16 protein-coding genes are annotated in these 20,773 nt (G+C 74.8%); 10 read left to right on the plus strand and 6 right to left on the minus strand.

From position 1 onward, the window contains the following. Positions 1–20 precede the first annotated feature (20 nt). Together AB0O91_RS37445 and AB0O91_RS37450 are read right to left on the minus strand one after the other, a co-directional pair. A complete protein-coding gene (locus tag AB0O91_RS37445; protein WP_363442966.1) occupies positions 21–473 on the minus strand; it encodes a MarR family transcriptional regulator in 453 nt (150 codons plus the stop codon). Then, a complete protein-coding gene (locus AB0O91_RS37450) occupies positions 473–1,933 on the minus strand; it encodes an MFS transporter (RefSeq protein ID WP_363442968.1) in 1,461 nt (486 codons plus the stop codon). Before AB0O91_RS37450 ends, AB0O91_RS37445 begins: the two co-directional genes overlap by 1 nt. A gap of 181 nt (positions 1,934–2,114) precedes the next feature. On the opposite strand from AB0O91_RS37450, the gene AB0O91_RS37455 reads away from it, so the two are divergent. Next, positions 2,115–3,362, plus strand: coding sequence for a hypothetical protein (locus AB0O91_RS37455; RefSeq protein ID WP_363442970.1), 1,248 nt, complete (start codon positions 2,115–2,117; stop codon positions 3,360–3,362). A 177-nt stretch (positions 3,363–3,539) separates the two neighbouring features. After that, positions 3,540–5,066, plus strand: a complete 1,527-nt coding sequence (locus AB0O91_RS37460) for an FMN-binding glutamate synthase family protein (protein ID WP_363442972.1) — start codon at positions 3,540–3,542, stop codon at positions 5,064–5,066. An 81-nt stretch (positions 5,067–5,147) separates the two neighbouring features. Here AB0O91_RS37460 and AB0O91_RS37465 read toward each other — a convergent pair whose 3' ends face one another. Further along, entirely contained in the window at positions 5,148–5,786 is a 639-nt protein-coding gene (locus tag AB0O91_RS37465) for a TetR-like C-terminal domain-containing protein (RefSeq protein WP_363442974.1), read from the minus strand. Positions 5,787–5,898: 112 nt separating this feature from the next. Here AB0O91_RS37465 and AB0O91_RS37470 point away from each other — a divergent pair, with 112 nt between their 5' ends. From AB0O91_RS37470 to AB0O91_RS37490, 5 genes are all read left to right on the plus strand, one after another. Then, positions 5,899–7,104 carry an alpha/beta fold hydrolase gene (locus AB0O91_RS37470; protein ID WP_363442976.1) on the plus strand — a complete coding sequence of 402 codons (1,206 nt, stop codon included), beginning with the start codon at positions 5,899–5,901 and terminating at the stop codon, positions 7,102–7,104. 203 nt (positions 7,105–7,307) lie between these two features. Further along, positions 7,308–8,918 (plus strand): carboxylesterase family protein, encoded by a 1,611-nt coding sequence (locus AB0O91_RS37475; protein ID WP_363442978.1) that lies wholly within the window; start codon positions 7,308–7,310, stop codon positions 8,916–8,918. A 323-nt stretch (positions 8,919–9,241) separates the two neighbouring features. Next, positions 9,242–10,711 carry a phenylacetate--CoA ligase family protein gene (locus tag AB0O91_RS37480; RefSeq protein WP_363442980.1) on the plus strand — a complete coding sequence of 490 codons (1,470 nt, stop codon included), beginning with the start codon at positions 9,242–9,244 and terminating at the stop codon, positions 10,709–10,711. Beyond that, positions 10,712–11,758 carry a hypothetical protein gene (locus AB0O91_RS37485; RefSeq protein WP_363442982.1) on the plus strand — a complete coding sequence of 349 codons (1,047 nt, stop codon included), beginning with the start codon at positions 10,712–10,714 and terminating at the stop codon, positions 11,756–11,758. A gap of 373 nt (positions 11,759–12,131) precedes the next feature. Then, entirely contained in the window at positions 12,132–13,289 is a 1,158-nt protein-coding gene (locus AB0O91_RS37490) for a hypothetical protein (protein ID WP_363442984.1), read from the plus strand. Positions 13,290–13,308: 19 nt separating this feature from the next. Here the strand turns inward: AB0O91_RS37490 and AB0O91_RS37495 are convergent, their stop codons facing one another. Then, entirely contained in the window at positions 13,309–14,601 is a 1,293-nt protein-coding gene (locus AB0O91_RS37495) for an MFS transporter (protein WP_363442986.1), read from the minus strand. Between the two features lie 391 nt (positions 14,602–14,992). Between AB0O91_RS37495 and AB0O91_RS37500 the strand changes: the two genes are divergently transcribed. Beyond that, complete coding sequence (locus tag AB0O91_RS37500) at positions 14,993–16,501, plus strand: MFS transporter (RefSeq protein ID WP_363442988.1); 1,509 nt, start codon at positions 14,993–14,995, stop codon at positions 16,499–16,501. Further along, positions 16,498–17,136, plus strand: coding sequence for a helix-turn-helix domain-containing protein (locus AB0O91_RS37505; RefSeq protein WP_363442990.1), 639 nt, complete (start codon positions 16,498–16,500; stop codon positions 17,134–17,136). The genes AB0O91_RS37500 and AB0O91_RS37505 overlap by 4 nt, the downstream gene beginning before the upstream one ends. A 104-nt stretch (positions 17,137–17,240) precedes the next feature. Here the strand turns inward: AB0O91_RS37505 and AB0O91_RS37510 are convergent, their stop codons facing one another. Then, positions 17,241–18,503: a hypothetical protein gene (locus tag AB0O91_RS37510; RefSeq protein WP_363442992.1), complete on the minus strand. Its 1,263-nt coding sequence runs from the start codon at positions 18,501–18,503 to the stop codon at positions 17,241–17,243. 254 nt (positions 18,504–18,757) lie between these two features. Between AB0O91_RS37510 and AB0O91_RS37515 the strand changes: the two genes are divergently transcribed. Next, positions 18,758–19,507 (plus strand): hypothetical protein, encoded by a 750-nt coding sequence (locus tag AB0O91_RS37515; RefSeq protein ID WP_363442994.1) that lies wholly within the window; start codon positions 18,758–18,760, stop codon positions 19,505–19,507. A 13-nt stretch (positions 19,508–19,520) separates the two neighbouring features. Here AB0O91_RS37515 and AB0O91_RS37520 read toward each other — a convergent pair whose 3' ends face one another. Beyond that, positions 19,521–20,558 (minus strand): helix-turn-helix transcriptional regulator, encoded by a 1,038-nt coding sequence (locus AB0O91_RS37520; protein ID WP_363442996.1) that lies wholly within the window; start codon positions 20,556–20,558, stop codon positions 19,521–19,523. Positions 20,559–20,773: the final 215 nt, after the last annotated feature.

Genomic DNA, 20,773 nt, shown 5'->3' on the forward strand with positions numbered 1-20,773 from the left:
GGCCGGGGCCCCCGCGGGGATCAGCCCAGGAGCTTCGCCAGCACCCGGTCGAGCGCGCGGATGTCCTCCGCCGGCAGCGCGAGCAGGGCGTCCGGCGGGGTGGTGAGGATTCCGGTGGCCAGCGCCGCCTTCGCCTCGCCCTCCTCGGTGAGGTGGACCAGCTTGGAGCGCCGGTCGGCGGGGTTGGTGATGCGCTCGGCCAGGCCGCGCCGCACCAGGTCGTCCACGATCACGGTGGTGTACGGCGGGTCGGCGGTCAGGCGTTCGGCCAGTTCCCGCAGGGTGATCGGGCCGGCGGCGAGGCGGCGCAGGGCCCGGACCCGGCCGAAGCTCATGCCGAGGGCGTCGGCGACGGCCTTGCGGCGGTTGTGGCGCTCCAGCACGAGCACGTTCATCCCCTGCCAGACCCGGCCCGCCAGCTCGGGGTCGGCCGCACCCGCCTCCGGGTGTCCGCCGGTGTGGGGGGCGTCCATCAGGCGTCCACCTTCTCCTTCGCCGTCCTGGTTCCGGCGCCGACCTCCTCGGCGGCGAGCCGCGCCGCCGTGCGCTCGGCCGTCGCCCGGGCCCAGCGGCCGGAAGTGAGCGTACCGGCGACCAGCACGGCGACGCCGCAACCGGCGATGATCCACCAGGCCGTCCGGGCCGCCCCGACGAAGGCCGCCGGGCCGGCGTCGGCCGCGCCGGCCATCAGGGCGCCGATCACGGCCACGCCCAGCGACTGGCCGACCTGCCGGCTGGTGGAGGCGACGGCCGCCGCCACGCCCGCCTGCGCACGCGGCATCCCCGACACGGCGGTGTTCGTGATGGGCGCGTTGACCAGGCCGAAGCCGATGCCGAAGAGCAGGAAGGCGAGCACGAGCAGGCCGGTCGGCAGGTGCTCGGAGTAGCCGACCGCCTGGAGCACGGCGCTCGCGCTCAGGGCCGTCCCGGCCAGCAGCAGCGGGGTGCGCGGCCCCCGGGCGGCCACCATCCGGCCGGACAACGGCCCCGTCACGAGCGCCATGACGGCCATCGGCAGCATGAACAGCCCCGCGTGCAGCGGGTCGAGCCGCCGGACGTCCTGGAGGTAGAGGGAGCTGACGAACAGGAAGCCGCCGAGTCCGGCGAAGGCGGCGACCGCGATCACGGTGGCCCCCGCGAAGGGCGCGGAGCGGAAGAACCGGAGGTCGATCAGCGGGTCCGTGCGCCGGGGCTCGTACCTGAGCAGGCCCAGCAGCGCGACCACGGCCAGCGCCGCGCAGCCGAGCACCACGGGCGAGGTCCAGCCGCGCTGCGGCGACTCGATGATCGCGTAGGTGAGCCCGGCGAGCAGCACCACGACCAGCAGCTGGCCGACCGGGTCCGCCCGGCGCGGGCGGGCCGCCCGCGACTCCGGGACGTACCGGCCGGTCAGGAAGAGCGCGGCGAGCCCGACCGGGACGTTGATCCAGAAGATCGCGCGCCAGCCGGCCGACTCCACCAGCGCCCCGCCGATGAGGGGCCCGGCCGCCATGCTGATGCCCACGACACCGCCCCAGACGCCTATCGCCTTGGCGCGTTGGCGGGAGTCGGTGAAGGTGTTGCTGATGATCGACATGGCGACGGGGTTGAGCATCGATCCGCCGACCGCCTGGAGCATCCGCGCCGCGATCAGCCAGCCGAGCCCGGGGGCCAGGCTGCACAGCAGGGACGCCGCGCTGAACACCACCAGCCCGATCCGGAACACCCGGCGCCGCCCGATCCGGTCGGCGGTCGAGCCGGAGAGCATCAGCAGGCTCGCCAGCACCAGGGTGTAGGCGTCGATCGTCCACTGCAGCCCGGACACCGAGGTGTGCAGGTCGCTCCGGATGGCGGGCAGGGCCACGTTCAGGATGGTGACGTCGAGGCTGACCATCAGCAGGCTCAGACAGCAGATGGCGAGCACGAGCCACGGCCGTGGCCGGGCGTCGGACATGAGGGCGCTCCCAGGATTGATTGTGTTGCTGTCATCATTGTGTCCCTACAACTAAACCGGCGGCAACCCTCCCCCGGGAGGGCCGAGGCGCCCGCGCCCCGACCGCACGTCCGGAAGTGCCCTCCTCCTCCGGGCGAACTCCCGATATAACGGGGGCGAAGGGAACCGAGGAGGCATCAGGATGCAGGCGAGGAAGCCGCAGGAGACGGCCGGCCGCCCCCGGCAGGAGGCGGGCGCGACCCGGCGGGCCGCCACCCGGGTGGGGCCGGGGGCAGGAGTCGGGTCCCCGGGGACCGCGACCGACCTGCAGCGCACGGTCGGCAACGCGGCGACGGGGCGGATGATCGCGGACCGCCGGGGCCGCGCCGGTGCGGCGGTCCAGCGGGTGCCGGACCCTCCGGCCGCCAGGCAGGTGCGGCCCGAGTTGACCGTGCACAACGTGGCGGCCCGCAGCACGGCCGGCACCTTCGACGGGGAGCGGGTCACGCCCGGCCCCCGGGCCGGCATCCTCCGGAGGATCGTGTGGCAGGACCACCTGGCCGCCATCTCGGAGGTGTGCAGGAAGCACAAGTACACCATCGCCGTGCGCGAGACCGGCGTGTACTCGATCAAGCGGATCGGGGAGGGGGCCAAGGCCAAGCCGCACACCATCCTGGAGAAGTCGATCAAGCCCGGCTCGGTCGAGAAGAAGTACCAGGCCGACGAGGCGGAGCGCGTCCTGAACTGGCTGAAGGACAACGACCTGAGCGGCTTCGTCGGCCACTGGGGCCCGGCCGGCCTGCTCGGTGTGCGGATCGACAACCCGCCCGGCGGTCTGCACCCCGACATCGTGCACACCGGCACCGGGGGCGAACCGTACGTGCCGATCGACATGACCGTGGAGGGCGGCGGCGAGGCGCTGGAGCTCCTGAAGGCCGACCCCCGGTGGAAGCAGTACCTCTACACCGGGGACTACGACCTGCACGAGGCGTACTCCGCCCAGGGCGGCACGAGCGGCGGCCAGATCCCGGAGGCCACCCGGGAGAAGGTCGACCTGCTGAACCGGCTGAACGCCGGGATCGGGAAGAACGCCCACCGGGAGCCGGTGGCGCGCACCGGCAGCGTGGCGCTGGAGCACGGCCGGGTGCACAAGCAGGAGGGCTCCGACCACGCCATGTTCCAGCACGGCGACCAGGCCACCTACCGGATGAACCAGTACCTGGAGTCGGAGGTGGCCCGGCACGCGACCCAGCTGATCCGCGCGGTGGCCACGGAGTCGGACGAGCCGCTGGCCTGGTGCCGGATGGGCCAGTGGTACGTGACCAGGGACAAGCGGGAGCACGCGCTGCTGCGGGAGGCCTGGGGCCTGAAGGTGCCCCACACCTGGGGCGACGCCGAGGTGGACCGCACCGAAGCCGGCGGCTACCACACGACCCGGTACACCGGCTGACCCGCCGTCGCCGAGCACCGAGGCCCCCCTGGACGCAGCGCGCTCAGGGGGGCCTCCTACGATCGGTTGGCATTCCCCGGCGGGCGCGCGGCACCCCGTGTGCCCGCCGGCCCACGCCCGGCACGACACGACGGCCCCACCGACGGCGATGGGGCCGTGCACCGAGGAGGAACCTCCATGCAAGCCCGGAAGATCGGCGCGGCCGCCGCGACCGCGGTGGCGGTGCTCGCCGCCCGCGACCTCCTGCAGAAGAAGCACGCGCTGCTGCGGAACTTCCCGGTGCTCGGGCACGCCCGGTACCTCCTGGAGACGATCGGCCCCGAGCTGCGGCAGTACATCGTGACCTCCAACGAGGAGGAGCGCCCGTTCAGCCGCGACCAGCGCACCTGGATCTACGCCTCGGCCAAGGAGCAGAACAACTACTTCGGCTTCGGCACCGAGCTCGACGTCGAGCACGTCCAGGGGCACGCCTACGTCAAGCAGCGCACCTTCGCCGGCACCCTGCCCGACCTCCACGACCCGCAGTCCCCGCTGCCCTCGGCCAAGGTGCTGGGCGGGCCGCGCGGCCGGGCCGGGGCGTTCCGGCCGGCGAGCGTCGTGAACATCTCGGCGATGAGCTTCGGCTCGCTCTCCGGCGCCGCCATCACCGCCCTGAACAAGGGCGCGGCGGAGGCCGGCACGATGCACAACACCGGCGAGGGCGGCCTCTCCCCCCACCACCGCCAGGGCGGCGACCTCGTCCTCCAGCTCGGCACCTCGTACTTCGGCTGCCGCAACGAGGACGGCTCCTTCGACCTCGCCAAGCTGAAGGAGGTCGTCGCCGGGGCGCCCGTCAAGGCGATCGAGATCAAGCTCTCCCAGGGCGCCAAGCCCGGGCTGGGCGGGATGCTGCCGGGCGCGAAGGTGACGCCGGAGATCGCCGCGATCCGCGGCATCCCGGTCGGCCGGGACTGCGCCTCGCCGTCCCGGCACTCCGCGTTCGGGGACGTCGACTCGATGCTGGACTTCGTCGAGCTGCTGGCCGCCGAGACCGGTCTGCCGGTCGGAGTCAAGAGCGCGGTCGGCGAGCTGGGCTTCTGGCAGGAGCTGGCCGCCCGGATGGCGCGCGGCGACCGGGGCGTCGACTTCGTGACCGTCGACGGCGGCGAGGGCGGCACGGGCGCGGCGCCGCGGATGTTCGCCGACTCGGTGTCGCTGCCGTTCCGGATGGGCTTCTCCCGGGTCTACGGCACCTTCGCCGAGCTGGGCCTGACCGACGAGCTGACCTTCATCGGCTCGGGCAAGCTCGGACTGCCCGAGAACGCCGCGGTCGCCTTCGCCCTGGGCGTCGACATGATCAACGTGGCCCGCGAGGCGATGCTGTCGATCGGCTGCATCCAGGCGCAGAAGTGCCACACCGACAAGTGCCCCACCGGCATCGCCACCCAGAACCCGTGGCTGGCCCGCGGCCTGGACCCGGCCTCCAAGTCCACCCGGGCCGCCGTCTACCTGCGCACCCTGCGCAAGGAGCTGCTCAAGGTCTCCGCGGCCGTCGGCGTCGCCCACCCGGGCCTGATCACGCCCGACGACGTCGAGATCCTCAACGGCGACTACGAGGCCCGCACCCTGGCCGGCGTGTACGGCTACAAGGAGGGCTGGGGCGAGCTCGGCCCGGAGCTCGCCGCCGGGATCACCGCCCTGATGACCGCCGGGCCGGCCGCCTGACCGGACCGAGCGGCGCCTGTCGCGGCCTTCCGTGCCCCGGGGCCCGTCTCCCGGATCCTCGCCGGATCCGGGAGGCGGGCCCTACGCGCGGAAGGCCGCGATCAGTTTGTCGGCGAGGCGGTCGAGGTGGTCGGGGGCGGTCGGGGTGTGGACGACCGCGAGGCGCCAGTAGAGCGGGCCGGCGAGCAGGTCGAGGGCGGTCCCGCGGTCCAGGTCGGCGGGGAGTTCGCCGCGGTCGACGGCCCGCTCCAGGAGCTCGACGGCCTTGCCCCGGCGGGTGTCGCGGACGGCGCTGAACAGCGCCTCGGCCAGTTCCGGGGTGCGGTGCCCCTCGGCGATCAGGTCGGGGATGATCCGGGCGGGCAGCGGTCGGCGCAGGGCGTCGGCGACATCGGTGAGGAAGGCGAGCACGTCGCCGCGCAGGGTGCCGGTGTCGGCGGGCCCGGAGGCGTCGACGGCGACGGCGGAGACCAGGTCGACCGTCATCTCCAGCTTGGACGACCAGCGGCGGTAGATCGCCGCCTTGCCCGCCCCGGCCCGCTTGGCCACCGCCTCCAGGGAGAGCCGGGCGTAGCCGGTCGCCGCCAGTTCCTCGAAGAACGCGGCGGCGATCGCCTCGGTCACCGAGTCCTGGAGCACGGGCCCGCCGGGGAGCCTGCGCCCGGACGGGCGGTCGGGGGCGGCGGGCGTCGGCGGCTGGGGTGCGGGGGTTCTGGGCATGCCCCGAACCTACCTCAGACGGAACGGTTGCGTCTCGACTGGGCGAGGTCTATCGTCGAACCCGAAGGCGAGACGGAACGGTTCCGTCTCGACAAACGGTCTGGGGTGCACCATGCGATTCCTGTACGAGGACGAGTCCTTCTCCTTCGAGGCGCTGCGCGCGGCCGGCTTCGCCAACGACGGCGGCTCCGACCTGGGCGAGGTCCTGACCACCCTCCGCAACGTCCCCGAGGGTGACGAGGACGCCTGGCTGCGCGAGTGGAAGCGGACCGCCCAGCGCGTCCACGCCATCGGGTCCGCCGCACTGGCCGCCGGCCACCGGGTCAGCGCCCGCGAGGCCCTGCTGCGCGCCTCGAACTACTACCGCACCGCCGAGTTCTACCGCCGCGACGACCCGGCCCACGACCCCGAGGTCAAGGCGCTCTCCACCGCCTCCCGGGAAACCTTCGCGACCGCCTCGACGCTGCTGGACACCCCCGTCGAGGCGGTCCGGATCCCGTACCAGGACACCACCCTGCCCGGCTACCTCTTCCTGGTCGACGACTCCGGGCTCCCCCGCCCCACCGTGGTCTTCACCAGCGGCTTCGACTCCACCCTGGAGGAGGCCTGGTTCGTGGTCGGCGCGGCCGCGATCCGCCGCGGCTACAACGTGCTGGCCTACGACGGGCCCGGCCAGGGTGCCGCGCTGCGCGAGCAGGGACTCACCTTCCGCCCCGACTGGGAGGCCGTGGTCACCCCGGTGATCGACTACGCGCTCACCCGCAGCGAGATCGACCCCGGCCGGATCGCCCTGCTCGGCTACAGCCTCGGCGGCTACCTCACCGCCCGCGCCGCCGCCCACGAGCACCGGCTGGCGGCCCTGGTCCTGAACGACGGCCTGTTCGACTACCACGACGCCCACACCCGGATGATGCCGCCGTTCCTGCGGGACTGGGTCGAGAGCGGGCGCGACGACCTCGCCGTCCCCGTCCTGGAGCTGCTGAAGCAGGTCAGCACCCAGCTCCGCTGGGCGCTGCGCAACGGGGTGTGGACCTTCGGGGCCACCTCCGCCCCGGACTACATCCGCCGCACCGCCGAGTACACCCTCACCGGGATCGCCCAGCTCATCGACTGCCCCACCCTGATCCTGGACGCCGAGGACGACCAGTTCTTCCGGGGCGAGCCCCAGCGCGTCCGGGCCGCACTGACCTGCCCGAACACCCTGGTCACCCTCCCCGAGGCCGAGGGCGCGGGCGAGCACTGCCACATGGGGGCGATGGCGCGGTTCCAGCAGGTCACCTTCGACTGGCTGGACACCACCCTCAGCCCGACCGCCTGACCCGGCGCCACGTCCGGGTGGAGAGCAGACGGTGGCCGGGCACCCGGCCGCCGTCTCCACCCGCCTCCATCCCCGGGTGGAGACCGGGAAGCTCCACCCGCGCGCCTATGACACGGTGTCAGGCCGGGCGCCAGGCTTGGCCGCAGAGCACGGCGCGGCCCCGCCCGGGGGCTACGCGTGCGGACGCGGAGGAGTGCCGGAAGGTGCGCGTGCACACGGTGAAGAGATGGGCGGCGACGGCCGCGGCCACGCTGCTGGCGCTGGCCCCGACGATCGGCACGGCGCAGGCCCAGGGGGCCCAGGGCCCCGGCCCGGACGGGCGCGGCTGCCGCGCCGTGACCTCGCTGGGCCGGGTGGCGGGGGTGGCGCAGGACGGCCGCTGCGCCTTCCTCGGGATCCCGTACGCGGCGGCGCCGACCGGCGCGAACCGGTTCCGGCCGCCGCAGCCGGCCGCGCCCTGGCGGGGCACCCTGGCCGCCACCGAGGCCAAGCCGGGCTGCCCGGAGGACCTGAGCGCCGGCGGCGAGGGCGTGGAGGACTGCCTCCACCTGAACGTGTGGGCACCGCGCACCGGCGGCGGGCACCGGCCGGTGATGGTGTTCCTGCACGGCGGGGCGGACCAACTGGGCAGCGCCGAGGAGGCGGTGTTCGACGGCGGCCGGCTGGCCGTGCGCGGTGACGCGGTGGTGGTGAACCTGGACTACCGGCTCGGCATCCTGGGCTGGACCGAACTCGGCGGGCTGGACCCGGCCTACGCGGGGTCGGGCAACAACGGCCTGCGCGACGAGCAGGCGGCCCTGGAGTGGGTCGGCCGGCACATCGCCGCCTTCGGCGGGGACCCGGCGGACGTCACCGTCTTCGGGCAGTCGGCGGGCGCCATCTCGATCAGCGCGCTGCTGGCCGGGGACCACCCGGAGCGGCTGTTCCGGCGGGCGATCATCGAGAGCGGGCCGGGCTACCTGGTGCACACCGCGGGCTCCGCCCAGCGCGCCGCCGCGCACGTCCTCGCGACCGGCGGCATCCACGCGGTCGCCGACCTCGACCGGCTGACCACCCGCCAGGTCCTGGACCTCCAGGAACAGGCCCAGGGCGGGCTGTCCGGGCCGGCCGCGGCCGTGTTCTTCGGGCCGTACATCGACGGCGCACTGGTGCCCGGCCCGGTGGTGGACCGGATCGCGGCCGGCAGCGCCCGCCACGTCGACGTGATGACCGGCACCAACGAGAACGAGACCGACTACTGGGCGCTGTTCAACCCCGCGGTGCTGAACCTGCCGCTGAGCGCCTACCGGACCCTGCCCGCCGTGCTCGCCGACCGCAAGCAGCAGATGTACGACCACTACGCGGCGAACCGGCCGGGGCTCGCGGAGGGCCGGGTGGTCAACGCCATGCTCACCGACCAGACCGAGCGGGTGCCCACCCTGCGGCTCGCCGAGGCGCAGTCCCACTGGCGGCCCACCTTCGTGTACCAGTTCGACTGGCACGTGCCCTACCAGGACGGACTGCCGGCCGCGCAGAACCTCGGGGCCGCCCACACCCTGGAACTGCCGTTCGTCTTCGGCGGCCTGGACCTGAGCGCGTTCCCGCGCGGCGCGCAGACCGTCGCCGAGCAGCGGCCCGCGCTGGCCCGGCTGTCCGACCGGATGATGGGCGCCTGGACGGACTTCGCCCGCCGGGGCGAGCCGGGCTGGCCGGAGTACACCGCGGACGACCGGGCGACCCGGATCTGGGACCTCGAACCGAGCGTCCGGTACGCGCCGCACGAGGACGAGCGCGCCCTGTGGGACGACTACTCCTTCCCGGCCTGGGACTTCTAGCGTCCGCGCTCCACAGCCCCCGCGCGGACAACTGAGATGAATCATCGGAGAATTACTCATGCACATGGGCTGTTCGACGGGCCCGAACCGCCCCTAGACTGCCGCTGCCCGCCGGCCGCTCCACGGCCGCGGACGACACCGCCGCGCGCCCGGCCGCCCCGGCCGTACGCCCGCCCGAAGGAGGAACCGAGCATGGTCAAGCACTACCTCAAGTACGCCGTCAGCACCCTCACCGCCGCGATGTTCCTGCACATGGCCTGACCCGGCCGACCCCGGCCAGGGCCGGGTGACAGACCGTCCGACCCTGGCCCGGGGAGCAGCCCGTGTTCGCGACCGCACTGAGCCAACTACGCTACGGCGCAGCCATCCTGACGAACCGCCGGATCCGCCCGCGAGACCTGGAGCGGCTCGCCCGCGACCTGGTCGCCACCATCGCCGAGTTCGGCGAACCCGGCGAGGACTCCGCACTGCTGCCCGGCCGGGCCGGGCAGGTCGACCCCCAGCTGCGCCGCGAGGTGACCCGGCGCAGCCTGCGCGCCACCACCCGCACCGCCGCCCGGCACACCGCCTACTACCGCCGCCTGTTCGCCGCCCTGGACCTCGACCCGGCGACGCTGGAGCCCGAGGACTGGGCGCGCGTCCCGGTCACCCCCAAACAGGCGCTGCGGGCCCTGCCCGCCGCCTTCGTCTCGGACGCGTCGGCGCCCGCGCTGATGGCCCTCACCACCGGCACCAGCGGCACCCCCACCGCGGTCTGGTTCTCCCGCGCCGAGATGGAGGGCGCGATCGCGTTCAGCACCATCTCCGCCGTGCTCGGCCTCGGCCTGCGCCCCCGCCACACCGTGGCCTACGCGGGCTGCTCCCGCGCCACCCTGCCGCTGCTCTACGCCGAGGAGTCGACCACCCGCGCCGGTGCCGCCTTCGTCCAACTGGGCACCATCGAACCGGCGTTGGCGCTCGACCGGCTCGCCGCCCCGCTCGGCCTGCCCGGCCGGTCCCCGCAGGTCACCCACCTCACCACCTCGGCCTCCTACCTGGCCGCACTCGTCCAGGAGGCCGAGCAACGGAAGTGGCACGGCGGCGACTTCGGCCTGGAGTCGATCAGCGTCGGCGGCGAGGTGCTGTCCGCGCCGCTGCGCCGCCGGGCCACCGAGGCGTTCGGCGCCGACGTCTCCTCCGGGTACCTGATGACCGAGATCCTGCCCTCGGGCGCCACCCCGTGCACCCGTGGCCATCTGCACCACACCACCGAGTTCGGGCACCTGGAGGTGCTCGACCCGGTCACCCTGGAGCCGACCGCGCCCGGCGGGACCGGCACGGTGGTGCACACCCCGTACGTGCCCTACCGGGAGTGCACCCTGCTGCTGCGCTACGCCACCGGCGACCTGGTCCGCCTCCCGGCCGGGCCGCCGGACTGCGAACTCGCCCACCTCCCGGCCACCTCCGAGATCCTCGGGCGCTGGACCGGCCCGCTGAGCACCGTCGTCACCGCCCGGGAGGTGCTCGACCTGGTGGAGGCCGAGCCGGAGGTCCCGCTGCCCGCCCGGTACGCCCTCACCGAGGGGCCGGAGGGCCCGGACGGCCCCGCCCGGCTGCACCTGCTGGTGCCCCGACTGCCCGCGACCGGCCTGCTCGGCCGGCTGGAGGAGCGGGCCGCGGCGGCCGGCCTGCGGCTGTCCGACATCGTGCTGCACGAGGACCGGGCCGCCCTGCCGCCGACCACCCCCGTCCGCGCCGACCTGCGCGAACACAGCTTCGAGAGCGTGGGCGACCCCGGCCCCAGGAGGCACTGAATGGACGTCAGCCCCCTCGCGCTCACCGCGCTGAGCGCCGCCGTCGCCGTCGAGACCGCCGTCGCGGCCCGGTACCTCGCCCGGGTCCGGATGCCCCGGCCGCCGGTCGGGGTGTACACCGGCGGCGACATCGCCGTGCTGTGCGTCGGCGTGGTGGCCGCCCCGCTGCTGTACACCGCGCTGCCCGGCGCGGCCGTCTCCGCCGTGTTCGGCCTGGTCCTCTGCCTGGCCGTGCAGTTCACCCTCGCCCCGCTGCTCGCCGCCACCGGGCCGCGGGCCGCGCGCTGGTCCTGGGCGGCCGCGCTGGCCGGCACCGCCGCCACCGCGCTCGCCGCGCTCACCGGCCACCCCGGCGGCGCCCGGGCCGGCAGCGACCTGCTGATCGCCGTCGCCGTGGTCGGTGTCGCCAACCTCTGGACCCAGAGCGGTCTGCGGGCCGCCCACGCCGCCGCCCTGGCGGGCGTGCTCACCGGGTACGACCTGGTCGCCAGCACGCTGACCGACACCACCACGCGCTTCTTCGAGCAGGTCCACGACCGGCCGTTCGCCCCGATGCTGGCGCTCACCGGCGGGCCGCACCCGGTCGCCGTCGGCCTCGGCGACCTGCTGCTGCTGGTGCTCTTCCCGCTGGTCGCCGCGAAGGCGTACGGCCGGACGGCCGCCTGGTGCGCCGCGCTCACCGGGCTGCTGGTGACCAGCGCGGTGAGCGCCTGCTTCGCCCTCGGCCTGCTCTCCACCGGCTTCCCGCTGCTCACCGCGCTGGGGCCGCTGATCGTCGTCCAGCACCTCCACTGGCGGCGCCGGTCCGGCGGCGAACGCAGCACCGCCCAGTGGCGCGAGGGCCTGCCGCTCCCGCTGCCGGCGCCCTCCGGCGCCGGACTCGACGCCGCCCTCGCCGCCCCGGCCCCCGAGGGGACGCCGACGGGCAGTTGGCTCGCCCTCGGAGCGGACGGCCGGGTCCTCGGCACCGGCCCCACCCCCGGGCGCGCCCGGCGCGACGCCCGGCTCCGGGGCGCCGACACCCCGACCACGGCGCGGTCGGCCTGAGCGGGGCGGAGCACCGGACCGCCACCTGCGGTTCTGGACGGACGCGCCCGGAATCGCCGTCCCGCTGGACAATTGTCATGTCTGGGCGGGCTCTTGAGCGGGCATACGGAACTCAACCGGCGACGGGCCCGGCCGCAACTCCCCCACGAGTGCGACCGGGCCCAGGCCGGCGACCGGGCCTGGGCGTGACTCCCCCCACGGAGCAGCGGCCAGGCCCGCATACTGTTCAACCAGCGACACGCAGCGTACATGCCATCTCTACTCAACGCTACCTCGCCGCCGACCGCGGTCATGCGCCACACTGTTCGACGCCGGTCGACGCCGCTCAGCGCCGTCCGGCGGCGCGAACGACCGGGGCAGGGGAGGAACAGCGGTGGGCACGGACGTCGTCGAGGCGTTGGGCACGGCACTCGGGTGCGGCGACCCGACGGTGCTGCGGGTCGGCCCCGGCCACCGCCGACTGGTCGTCCCGGTCGGCGCGGGGGACGCCCTCACCGTCGACGTCCTCGGCGACGACGGTCCGGCGCACCGGGTGGTCCACCTGCTCCCGGGCGGTGGACTCAACGTCGCCGCCAACTACTGCACCGCCCAGGGCCGCAGCCTCGCCCGCTTCCTCGCCGACCACGGCTACCTGGTCGTCGGCACCACCCCACGCGAGGACGCGCTGACCGCCGACCGGATCGGCCCGCGGTGCGCCGACTGGGGTCTGGACGGCCACCGGGCGGACCTCGACCGGGTGGTCACCGCGGTCGGGTCCGTCACCGGGCTGCCGTACGAACTGCTCGGCCACTCCGCCGGGGCCGCCCTCGCGCTGGCCACCGCCGCCGCCCGCGGCGGTGACGACGCCCCGCGCCGGGTCCTCGTGCTCGACACCACCGGCCCCTACGACCCGCGGACGGAACCGGAACCGGCCGCCCGGGCCGAGGCCCTGACCGACCTGCTCCAGCAGCAGCTGGCGGCGGGCGGGCACACCGTCGACCCCGGCCTGAAGGGCCTGTTCGCCCGCGCCGCCGCCGACCCGGACGGCCCCAGCGGCCTACCCCGACCCACGGACGGGGCAGGGCAGTTCAGCAACCTCGGGCTGCTGCACTACGCCCTGGTCCGCACCCGGGAGCTCCCCGGGCCCGCCAACTGGATCCACCACCTCGGCCACAGCGGCGGCCACTACACCTTCGGCGCCACCCCGGCCGAGGACCGCTTCGCGCTCACCCACACCCCGCTGCCGGTCTGGCAGCAGGCGATCGCCCGGCTCGGCAGCGGCCTGCAACCGACGGCGCTGCTGCGCGACCTGGCGGCGCTCTGGGCCGGCCGGACCGATGCCTACCGGATCGACTGGGCGGCGATCCGGGCCGATGTGGTGTGGGTGAACGCCGAGTCGGGGCGCGGGGACCACGACCTCGGCGCCCGGCTGGTCCGGGCCGGCGGCGCCCGGGTCGACTACCGGGTGGTGCCGGGCTACGGCCACGGCGACGTGGTCTGGTCGGCCACCGCCGAGCGCGACGTGTGGGAGTCCCTGCTGCCCCGCGGGTGAGCCCGGCGCACCGCCGCGGTCAGACCCGGTCCGGCACCCGGCGCAGGGTCCGGATCGGGCGGACGGCCAGCAGGGCGACGGCGGTGAGCACGGCGACCGCCACGCCCACCAGCAGGACCCGGTCGGTGCCGAACGCCCGGACGGCCGGGCCCGCCGCCGCGCTGCCGATCGGGTACATCCCGACCGAACCCGCGACCTCGTACGCGTGGACCCGGTTGAGCACCTCGCCCGGCACCTGGGTCTGCACGCTGGTGGCCCACATGACGCCCCACACCCCGACCCCGGCCCCGACCGCGACCTGGGCCGCAGCGAGCAGCCAGACCGGCCAGCCGAGCACGATGCCCAGCGGGTAGAGCGGGTAGGTCAGCATCGCCACCGCCCCGGCCGCCAACGGCCGTTCGGGCTTGTAACGGATCGCCAGCAGGCCCCCGGCCACCGTGCCCGCGCCGAGGGCGCAGTTGAGCAGCCCGAAGGCGGCCGGCCCGTGCGCGGGCACGATCACGCCGGCGGCCACCGACAGCTGCGGCCCCCAGGAGAGCACCGCGAAGACCATCCAGATCACGATCACGCCCCAGAGCCAGCTGCGGGACCGGAACTCCCGCCAGCCGACCGCCAGGTTGCGCCACAGCCCCCGGGCGGCGGGCGGCGCGGGCACCGCGCCGAGCCGCAGGGCCCCCAGGCACGCCGCACTGGTGCCGTAGGCGACGCCGGAGAGCACCATCACCCAGCCGGTGTCGCCGAACCCGACCAGGACACCGGCCAGCGCCGGGCCGCCCAGCCCGGTGAGCGCCTCGGAGGTGCGCAGCACCCCGTTGGCGCCCTGCACGTCCCGGGACACCAGCGGGACGGTCGAGGCGGCACCCGGCTGGAACATGGCGTTCGCGGTGCCGGTCACCGCCAGCAGCGCGTACAGCTGCCAGAGGTGGTCGATGCCGTGCAGGAACAGGAGCGCGAGCAGCACGTGGGCGGCCAGGTTGGCCAGGTCGGCGGCGATCATCATCCGGCGGGCGGTGAAGCGGTCGGCGAGCACCCCGCCGAACAGCACCAGCCCGGCGAACGGGCCGACCAGGAAGGCCATCGCGTAGCCCGCGGTGTCCAGGCCGTACCCGTCACGGAGCAGCCCGGCCGTGACCGCGACCGGCAGCATCGCCCAGCTGAGCAGGCCGGCGCTGCGGGCGGTGAAGTAGTACCGGAAGTTGCGGGACCAGATCGCCGGTTCCCCGGCCCGGCCCGGCCGGGGACCCGGCGGGAGCGGTGGGACGGGCGGGAGCGGCGGGGCCCCGACGGGGAGGTCGACCGGGAGTTCGTCCATCACTCGTCAACTCTTCGTTCTCGGCGGGCGGTACGGAGGGCGGGCGGTACAGCGGGCGGTACAGCGGGCGGGCGGTACGGGAGGCCGGTACGAGGCGGCCGCATCTGGTCTGGACCAATCTGCCGGACGGGCGGGGTGTTCCGCCATCCGGGGCCGGCTCGGCCGGCCGGCTCGCAGTCGCACAGCCGGCCCCGCGGCCCCGGCGGCCTGTGAGGCATGCCACGGCCGCCCCGGCTTCTACCTGCCCTCCGCAGCATGTCATCATCTGAAGACATCATCCGATGACATCGGTTGATGACATCCCTCGGCCACCTGCGCCCCCGGGGTGGCCGGGGACGGCGTCCCGCTCCCCGGTTCGGATTCTCGATCTGTGACAAGGGAGGGCGCGTCCATGGAGACCCGAACGGGCCTGTCGACGCGACGCGAGCGGGCCCTGGTGCCCGTCCTGGTGTTCCTCAGCGCCGTGGTGGCGGTGATCAGCAGCCTCGGCGCCCCGATGATCCCGACCATCGCCGCCGTCGACCACGTCTCGCTCGCCGAGGCCCAGTGGTCGCTGACCATCACCATGCTGGTCGGGGCGGTCGCCACCCCGGTGCTGGGCCGGCTCGGCGACGGGCCGGACCGCCGTACGGTCACCCTGGTGGCCGCCGCCGTGGTGGTGCTCGGCAGCGTGCTGGCCGCGCTGCCGCTCGGGTTCTGGTGGCTGATCGCCGGACGGGCCCTGCAGGGCGTCGGCGTCGGCCTGACCCCGCTCGCCATTGCCACCGCACGCGACGCCCTGCCGGGCGAGAAGTCCCGCTCGGCGGTCGCGCTGCTGTCCATCACCACCGTCGCCGGCGTCGGCCTCGGCTACCCGATCACCGGCCTGATCGCCCAGTCCTTCGGCATCCACGCCGGGTTCTGGTTCGGCGCCGTGATCAGCGGCCTGGCCCTGGTGCTCGCCGCCCTGGTGCTGCCCCGGCCCGCGCCGCGCGAGCGGCGGCCACTGGACGTGCCCGGTACGGTGCTGCTCGGCCTGGCCCTGGTCGGGCTCCTGCTGGTGCTCAGCGAGGGCGAGAGCTGGGGCTGGGGCAGCGGTCGGCTCTGGACGGTCGCGGCGGTCTCGGTGCTGCTGCTCGCCGCCTGGATCCGGCACGAGCTGCGCACCGCCCACCCGCTGGTCGACCTGCGCAGCCTCACCAACCCGATCGTGCTCACCGCCGACGTGGCCGGGCTGGTCGGCGGCGTCGGGATGTACCTGCTGATCTCCCTGGTGATCCGCTACGTCCAGACCCCGACCGCCACGGGCTACGGGCTGGGCGCCTCGGTGGTGGTCGCCGGGCTGGTGCTGCTGCCCTTCTCCGGCGCCAGCCTGGCGTCCAGCAAGATGGTGCCGGCCCTCACCCGGCGCACCTCCTCCGCCCTGGTCCTGCCGATCGGCTGCGCCGTCTCGCTGGTCTCGGTCCTGGTCTTCCTGGTCGCCCGCGACCAGCTCTGGGGCCACCTGCTGGTGATGGCGCTCGCCGGGCTCGGGGTCGGCTGCACCTTCGCCGTGATGCCGGGGCTGATCGTCGCCGCGGTGCCCGCCGGCGAGGTCGGCAGTGCGGTCAGCTTCAACCAACTGCTGCGCACCATCGGCTACTCCACCGGCAGCGCGCTGTGCGGCGCCGTGCTCCAGGCCCACACCGCGCCCGGGCAGCTGCTGCCCACCGACGGCGGCTACCGCGACGCGGCGCTGATCGGCTGCGTGGTGTGGGTGGTGATCGGGCTGATTACCATCGTCCTGCCGCGGCTCAGCGCGGCGGCCACCGCCCGCGGCGGTGCGCGAGTGGACGAGGAGCTGATGGTGGAAGAGAGCATCGCCGATGCCGTGACCGGCGAGGCCGAGGTGCCCGTGCTCCGGGCCGGGGCCGACCGGTGACCGCCGCCGGGGCCGCCACCGGGCCCTCCGAAGACCCGTCCGACGGCTCCTCCGGCGGGACCGAGGGCCGGACCGAGCCCGCGCCGCCCCGGCGACGGGACGCCGCCCGCAGCCGCGAGCTGCTGATCCAGGCGGCCCTGGAACTCTTCGCCGAGCGCGGCTTCGACCGCACCACCACCCGGGAGATCGGTGAACGGGCCGGCGTGGACCCGGCGTTGATCGCCCGCTACTTCGGCGGCAAGACCCAGCTCTACCTGGCCACCGTCCGGCTCGAACTGGGCGCCGAGCCGCCGGCCGACCTGCTGGAGGAGGAGCGGCTGCGCACCCTGCTGGTCCGGCTCACCCAGCGCGGCCCCGGCCCCTCCTTCCAGGCCGCCGTGCTGCCCGGTGACAACACCGAGGTCCAGCAGGCCTCCCGCAGCTACCTCTACGAGCGGATGGTGCACCCGCTGCGCGACCGCTTCACCGCCGAGCAGGTCGACCGGCCCCAGCTGCGGGCCGAGTTGGCGGCCGCCGCCTTCGCCGGGGTGATCCTGGCCCGCTCCAGCGGGGCGTTCGCCGAGCTCGCGGCGGCCGACCCCGAGGAGTTGCTGCCGCTGCTGCACGACCTGCTCACCGCCAGCCGGCCGACCTGACGGTCGGGCCCTCGGCGACCCGACGGAGACGGACCGGCGACCCCGGGTACGGGATCGCCGGTCCGCGCGTCACCCCCGCCGGGGCCGGGCGTCCCGGGCCGGGGTCAGTTCCCGCCGAGCACCGGCGCGAAGCCGCCCGCGGTCAGGTCGGTGCTGCGCCACACGCTGTTGGCCGGCAGGGCGTCCCCGATCAGGTGCGGCACGGCGGCCGCCCGGGCGAACACGTGGAGCGCCTTGCTCCGCGGCTCCAGCACCGCCGACGGGTCCCCGGCGATCGCGGCCGGTCCGTAGCCGGCGCTCAGGTCGTAACCCGCCCAGCTGGAGCCGCCGTTCCACCCGTAGTACGTCTGGTAGAGGTGGTCGGTCGGGGCCGCCCGGTAGAACACGTCGATGGTGCCGGTCGGCCGGATGTCGGCGGACGGACTGCCCGCCAGGGTGGTCGCGGCACCCGCCGCCGTCAGGTCGCTCAGGAGCCATCCCCCGCTCGTGGGCAGCTCCGCGTGCAACAGGTCGCCGCTGCCGGCCGCCGCGACGAAGAGGTGCTCGCTCCCGGTGGCCGGGTCGATGACGATCGACGGGGTGCCCGTGACGGCACTGGGCTGCCAGCTGCCGGTGTTGCGGGAGAGGAACGTCCAGTGCTGCCAGCTGCTCCCGTTCGAAGGGCCGTACGTCTCCTCCAGGTTGCCGCCGCCACCGCGGTAGAACAGGTCGAGCGTGCCGTCCGGGCGGACGGCGGTCGCCACCTGACCGGTGACGCTCCCGGCCACCCCGGCCTTGGTCATGTCCCAGGTGACCCACGGCTGTCCGGTCTTCAGGTAGGACTCGTTCAGGTCGCCGGCGGAGTCCGCGGTGTAGACGCTGACGGTGTCGGGGTGCACCAGGACGGCCGGATCGCCGGTGATCGACTGCGGGGCACGACCGGTGGCCGAGAAGTCGACGGTCTGCCAGGCGGTGGTGCCCGGGGACAGCCAGGACTGGGACAGATGGCCGTTGACGTCGCGGTAGAAGACGTCGAGGGTGCCGTCGGGGCGGACGTCCGCCACCGGGTTGCCGCCGAGCGCGGGGGCCGCGCCGTTGACGGTCAGGTCGTACTCCGCCCAGGTTCCGGACGGCGAGAGGTAGCTGCGCACCAGGTCGCCGTTGGCGGCCCGGCTGAAGACGTCCAGTTGCCCGCTCGCCTCGACGACGCCGCCGGCCCGGAACGGCGCGCCGGCGGCCGCGGGGGCTGCGGCGGAGGTGGCCGGGGCGGCGGACGCGGAGGGCGCGGCGATCGCGAACTGCGCCGTCGCGGCGGCCAGTCCGAGCAGTGCCGCGCCGACCCGCACGGACGTCCGGCGGGTGGTCGGGACGGAACCCGTGGAACGCATGGAACTCCCCTTCCAGGTGATCGATGGGTGGATCGTCCGCGCACTCCGGCAATTCCACGGCTGCGGCGGACTTCCCTCATCCCAGCCGTTTGTCGAGCCGCCGTCAATCGCCGCCGGGCCACTGTGCCGAAGCGGAATAGTATGCCGATCCGCTCCGCGGTCCACCGCCCGGCCGGCGCCGCCCCTACGGTGGGGATCCGCGACCGGAACACCCTCCGCGCCGCGATCTCCGACGACTTCTCCAGGGAGAGGGCATGGGAACACGCACCCGGTCAATGGCACTGGCCGCCGCCTTCTGTGCGGCACTGCTCACCGCGGCACCGGCGTCGGCGGCCGGCCCGACCAGCACGCCGCCCCGGCCCACGGACACCGCACCGACCTCGGAATTCGGCCCGCTCGGAAAGTGGATGCTGAAGGAGCACTGCGCATTCCCCGACGACTGCCCGATCTCCGACTGGCTCGGCCACCCGTACGACGGGAAGACGCTCGACGAACCGATCAATGTCATTCTCGTCGACAGGTCCTCCCCCACCCCGCATCAGGCCGTCGAAAAGCTCACCGCCGCCATGGAACGCGCCGGATTCCCGTCGCGTGCCGGACATTCCAGCGGCTACCACGCGCTGCTCCCCGATGCCCACGGCACCCCCACGCCGCACCGCCAGCAGCCCCACGCCTCGGACCACGCCTTCGCCGACGCCCCGTTCTTCGCGCCGCTCATCGACCACGGCCGGGTCTTCGGCCCGGCCCGGTTCGCCGGCGGCTTCGTCTGGACCGCCGCGCTCAGCGCCGAACGGCCCGGCCTGTACCACGAACCCGACGGCTCCTGGTCGTTCACCCACGACTACGTGTCGTTCGACTCCGCGCGGGACAAGCTGTGCACGGCCGTGGTGGTCACCGGGGCCGGCCGGTGCGGCGCAGCCGTCGACCTGGGGAACGCGTACGACCGGGGTTCCGTCACCACCGGCGACCACGACGGCCGGGCCGCCGTGATCGACCTGGGCTGATCCCCCGGGCCGGTCAGGGCCGGCGCGAACGCGCCGCGCGGGAGGGGGGCGCGTCGCTCCGGCCGCGCTGGTGCGCCGGGAGGATCAGATCGGCGGGCGCCCGCTCGACGGCCAGGGCGTCCACCCACTGCCGCGCCCAGTGGGCCTGCTGGTGCTCCGGCGGCATGGCGGAGTAGCCCTGTTCGATCTCGTGCTGCGCGGAGGACAGGCGGCCCTGGGCCAGCATCGCCACGCCCCGGCGCAGGGCCAGCCACCCCGGGGTGTACCAGTAGGCGCCGACCGGCAGATCGGAGTAGTCGATCCGGTCGGCCAGCCGGTCGGCGTCCAGCAGCAGCCGGTCAGCCTCGCGGGTCTCCCCGGCGTGTGCGAGCGCCCGGGCCTGCTGCCCGGCGTCGTAGGCCCGCAGCGCCGGGTGGGCCCGGCTGTCGCGGCGGGCGGCGCCGAGCATGGACGCCGCGGCGGTCGGGCTGCCCCACACCAGTTCCAGCACGCCCCGGTAGCTCATGGTGCGCTCCAGGCGGTCGGGGGCCTGCGACTCGTAGGCGTAGGCCACCGCGCGGTCCAGGGTCTGCTCCGCGGCCTCGTAGCGTCCCGCGACGAAGTGGCACCAGCCCAGGTACGCGGCCCCCATCGCGGCCGCGGCGATCGCCGCACCGCGCAGGGCGTACGGCGCGTCCTTCGCCATCCGGACCGCCAGTTCGGCCCGCGCGGCCACCATCGGCGTGACGTCCGCGGAGGAGGAGGCGTCCTCGCGCTTGCGCAGCTCGACGAGGCCCGACTCCGCCTCGGCGATCGTCGTCCGGTCCACCAGGCCCGGTCGGCGGGCCTCGAAGGCGGCCCGCTCCGGGTCCGCCGGCAGCAGGGCGGCCAACGCCCCGCCCGCCGCGAGCGCCTCGTCGAGCAGGCGGGCCAGCGTGGGATCGGGCGTCCGGCCGCCCGACTCGAACCGGCTGATCGTCGACTGGGACACGAACACCCGCGCGGCCAAAGCCGGTTGGGAGACTCCCGCACGGCGGCGCAGCAGCCGCAGGGTCCGCCCGAACGACGTCATGCCCGCCTCCACGCGTGATCGTGAGTCCGTCCGGCCGCTTCGGAGCCTATCCCGCCCGCTGACCGTCCGTCGGCGGAACGTCACGCTCCGTTCCCGGGGCGGTGCTTCACCCCGGCGCCTCCGTTTCCGTGGCGGTGGTGAGGGCCTGTCGGCGGTGGTCGCGGGGGGAGAGGCCGTAGGCGGTGCGGAAGGCGCGGCTGAAGTCGTCGGCGCGG

It is taken from the genome of Kitasatospora sp. NPDC089797 (assembly GCF_040684795.1).
Classification (GTDB): Bacteria; Actinomycetota; Actinomycetes; order Streptomycetales; family Streptomycetaceae; genus Kitasatospora.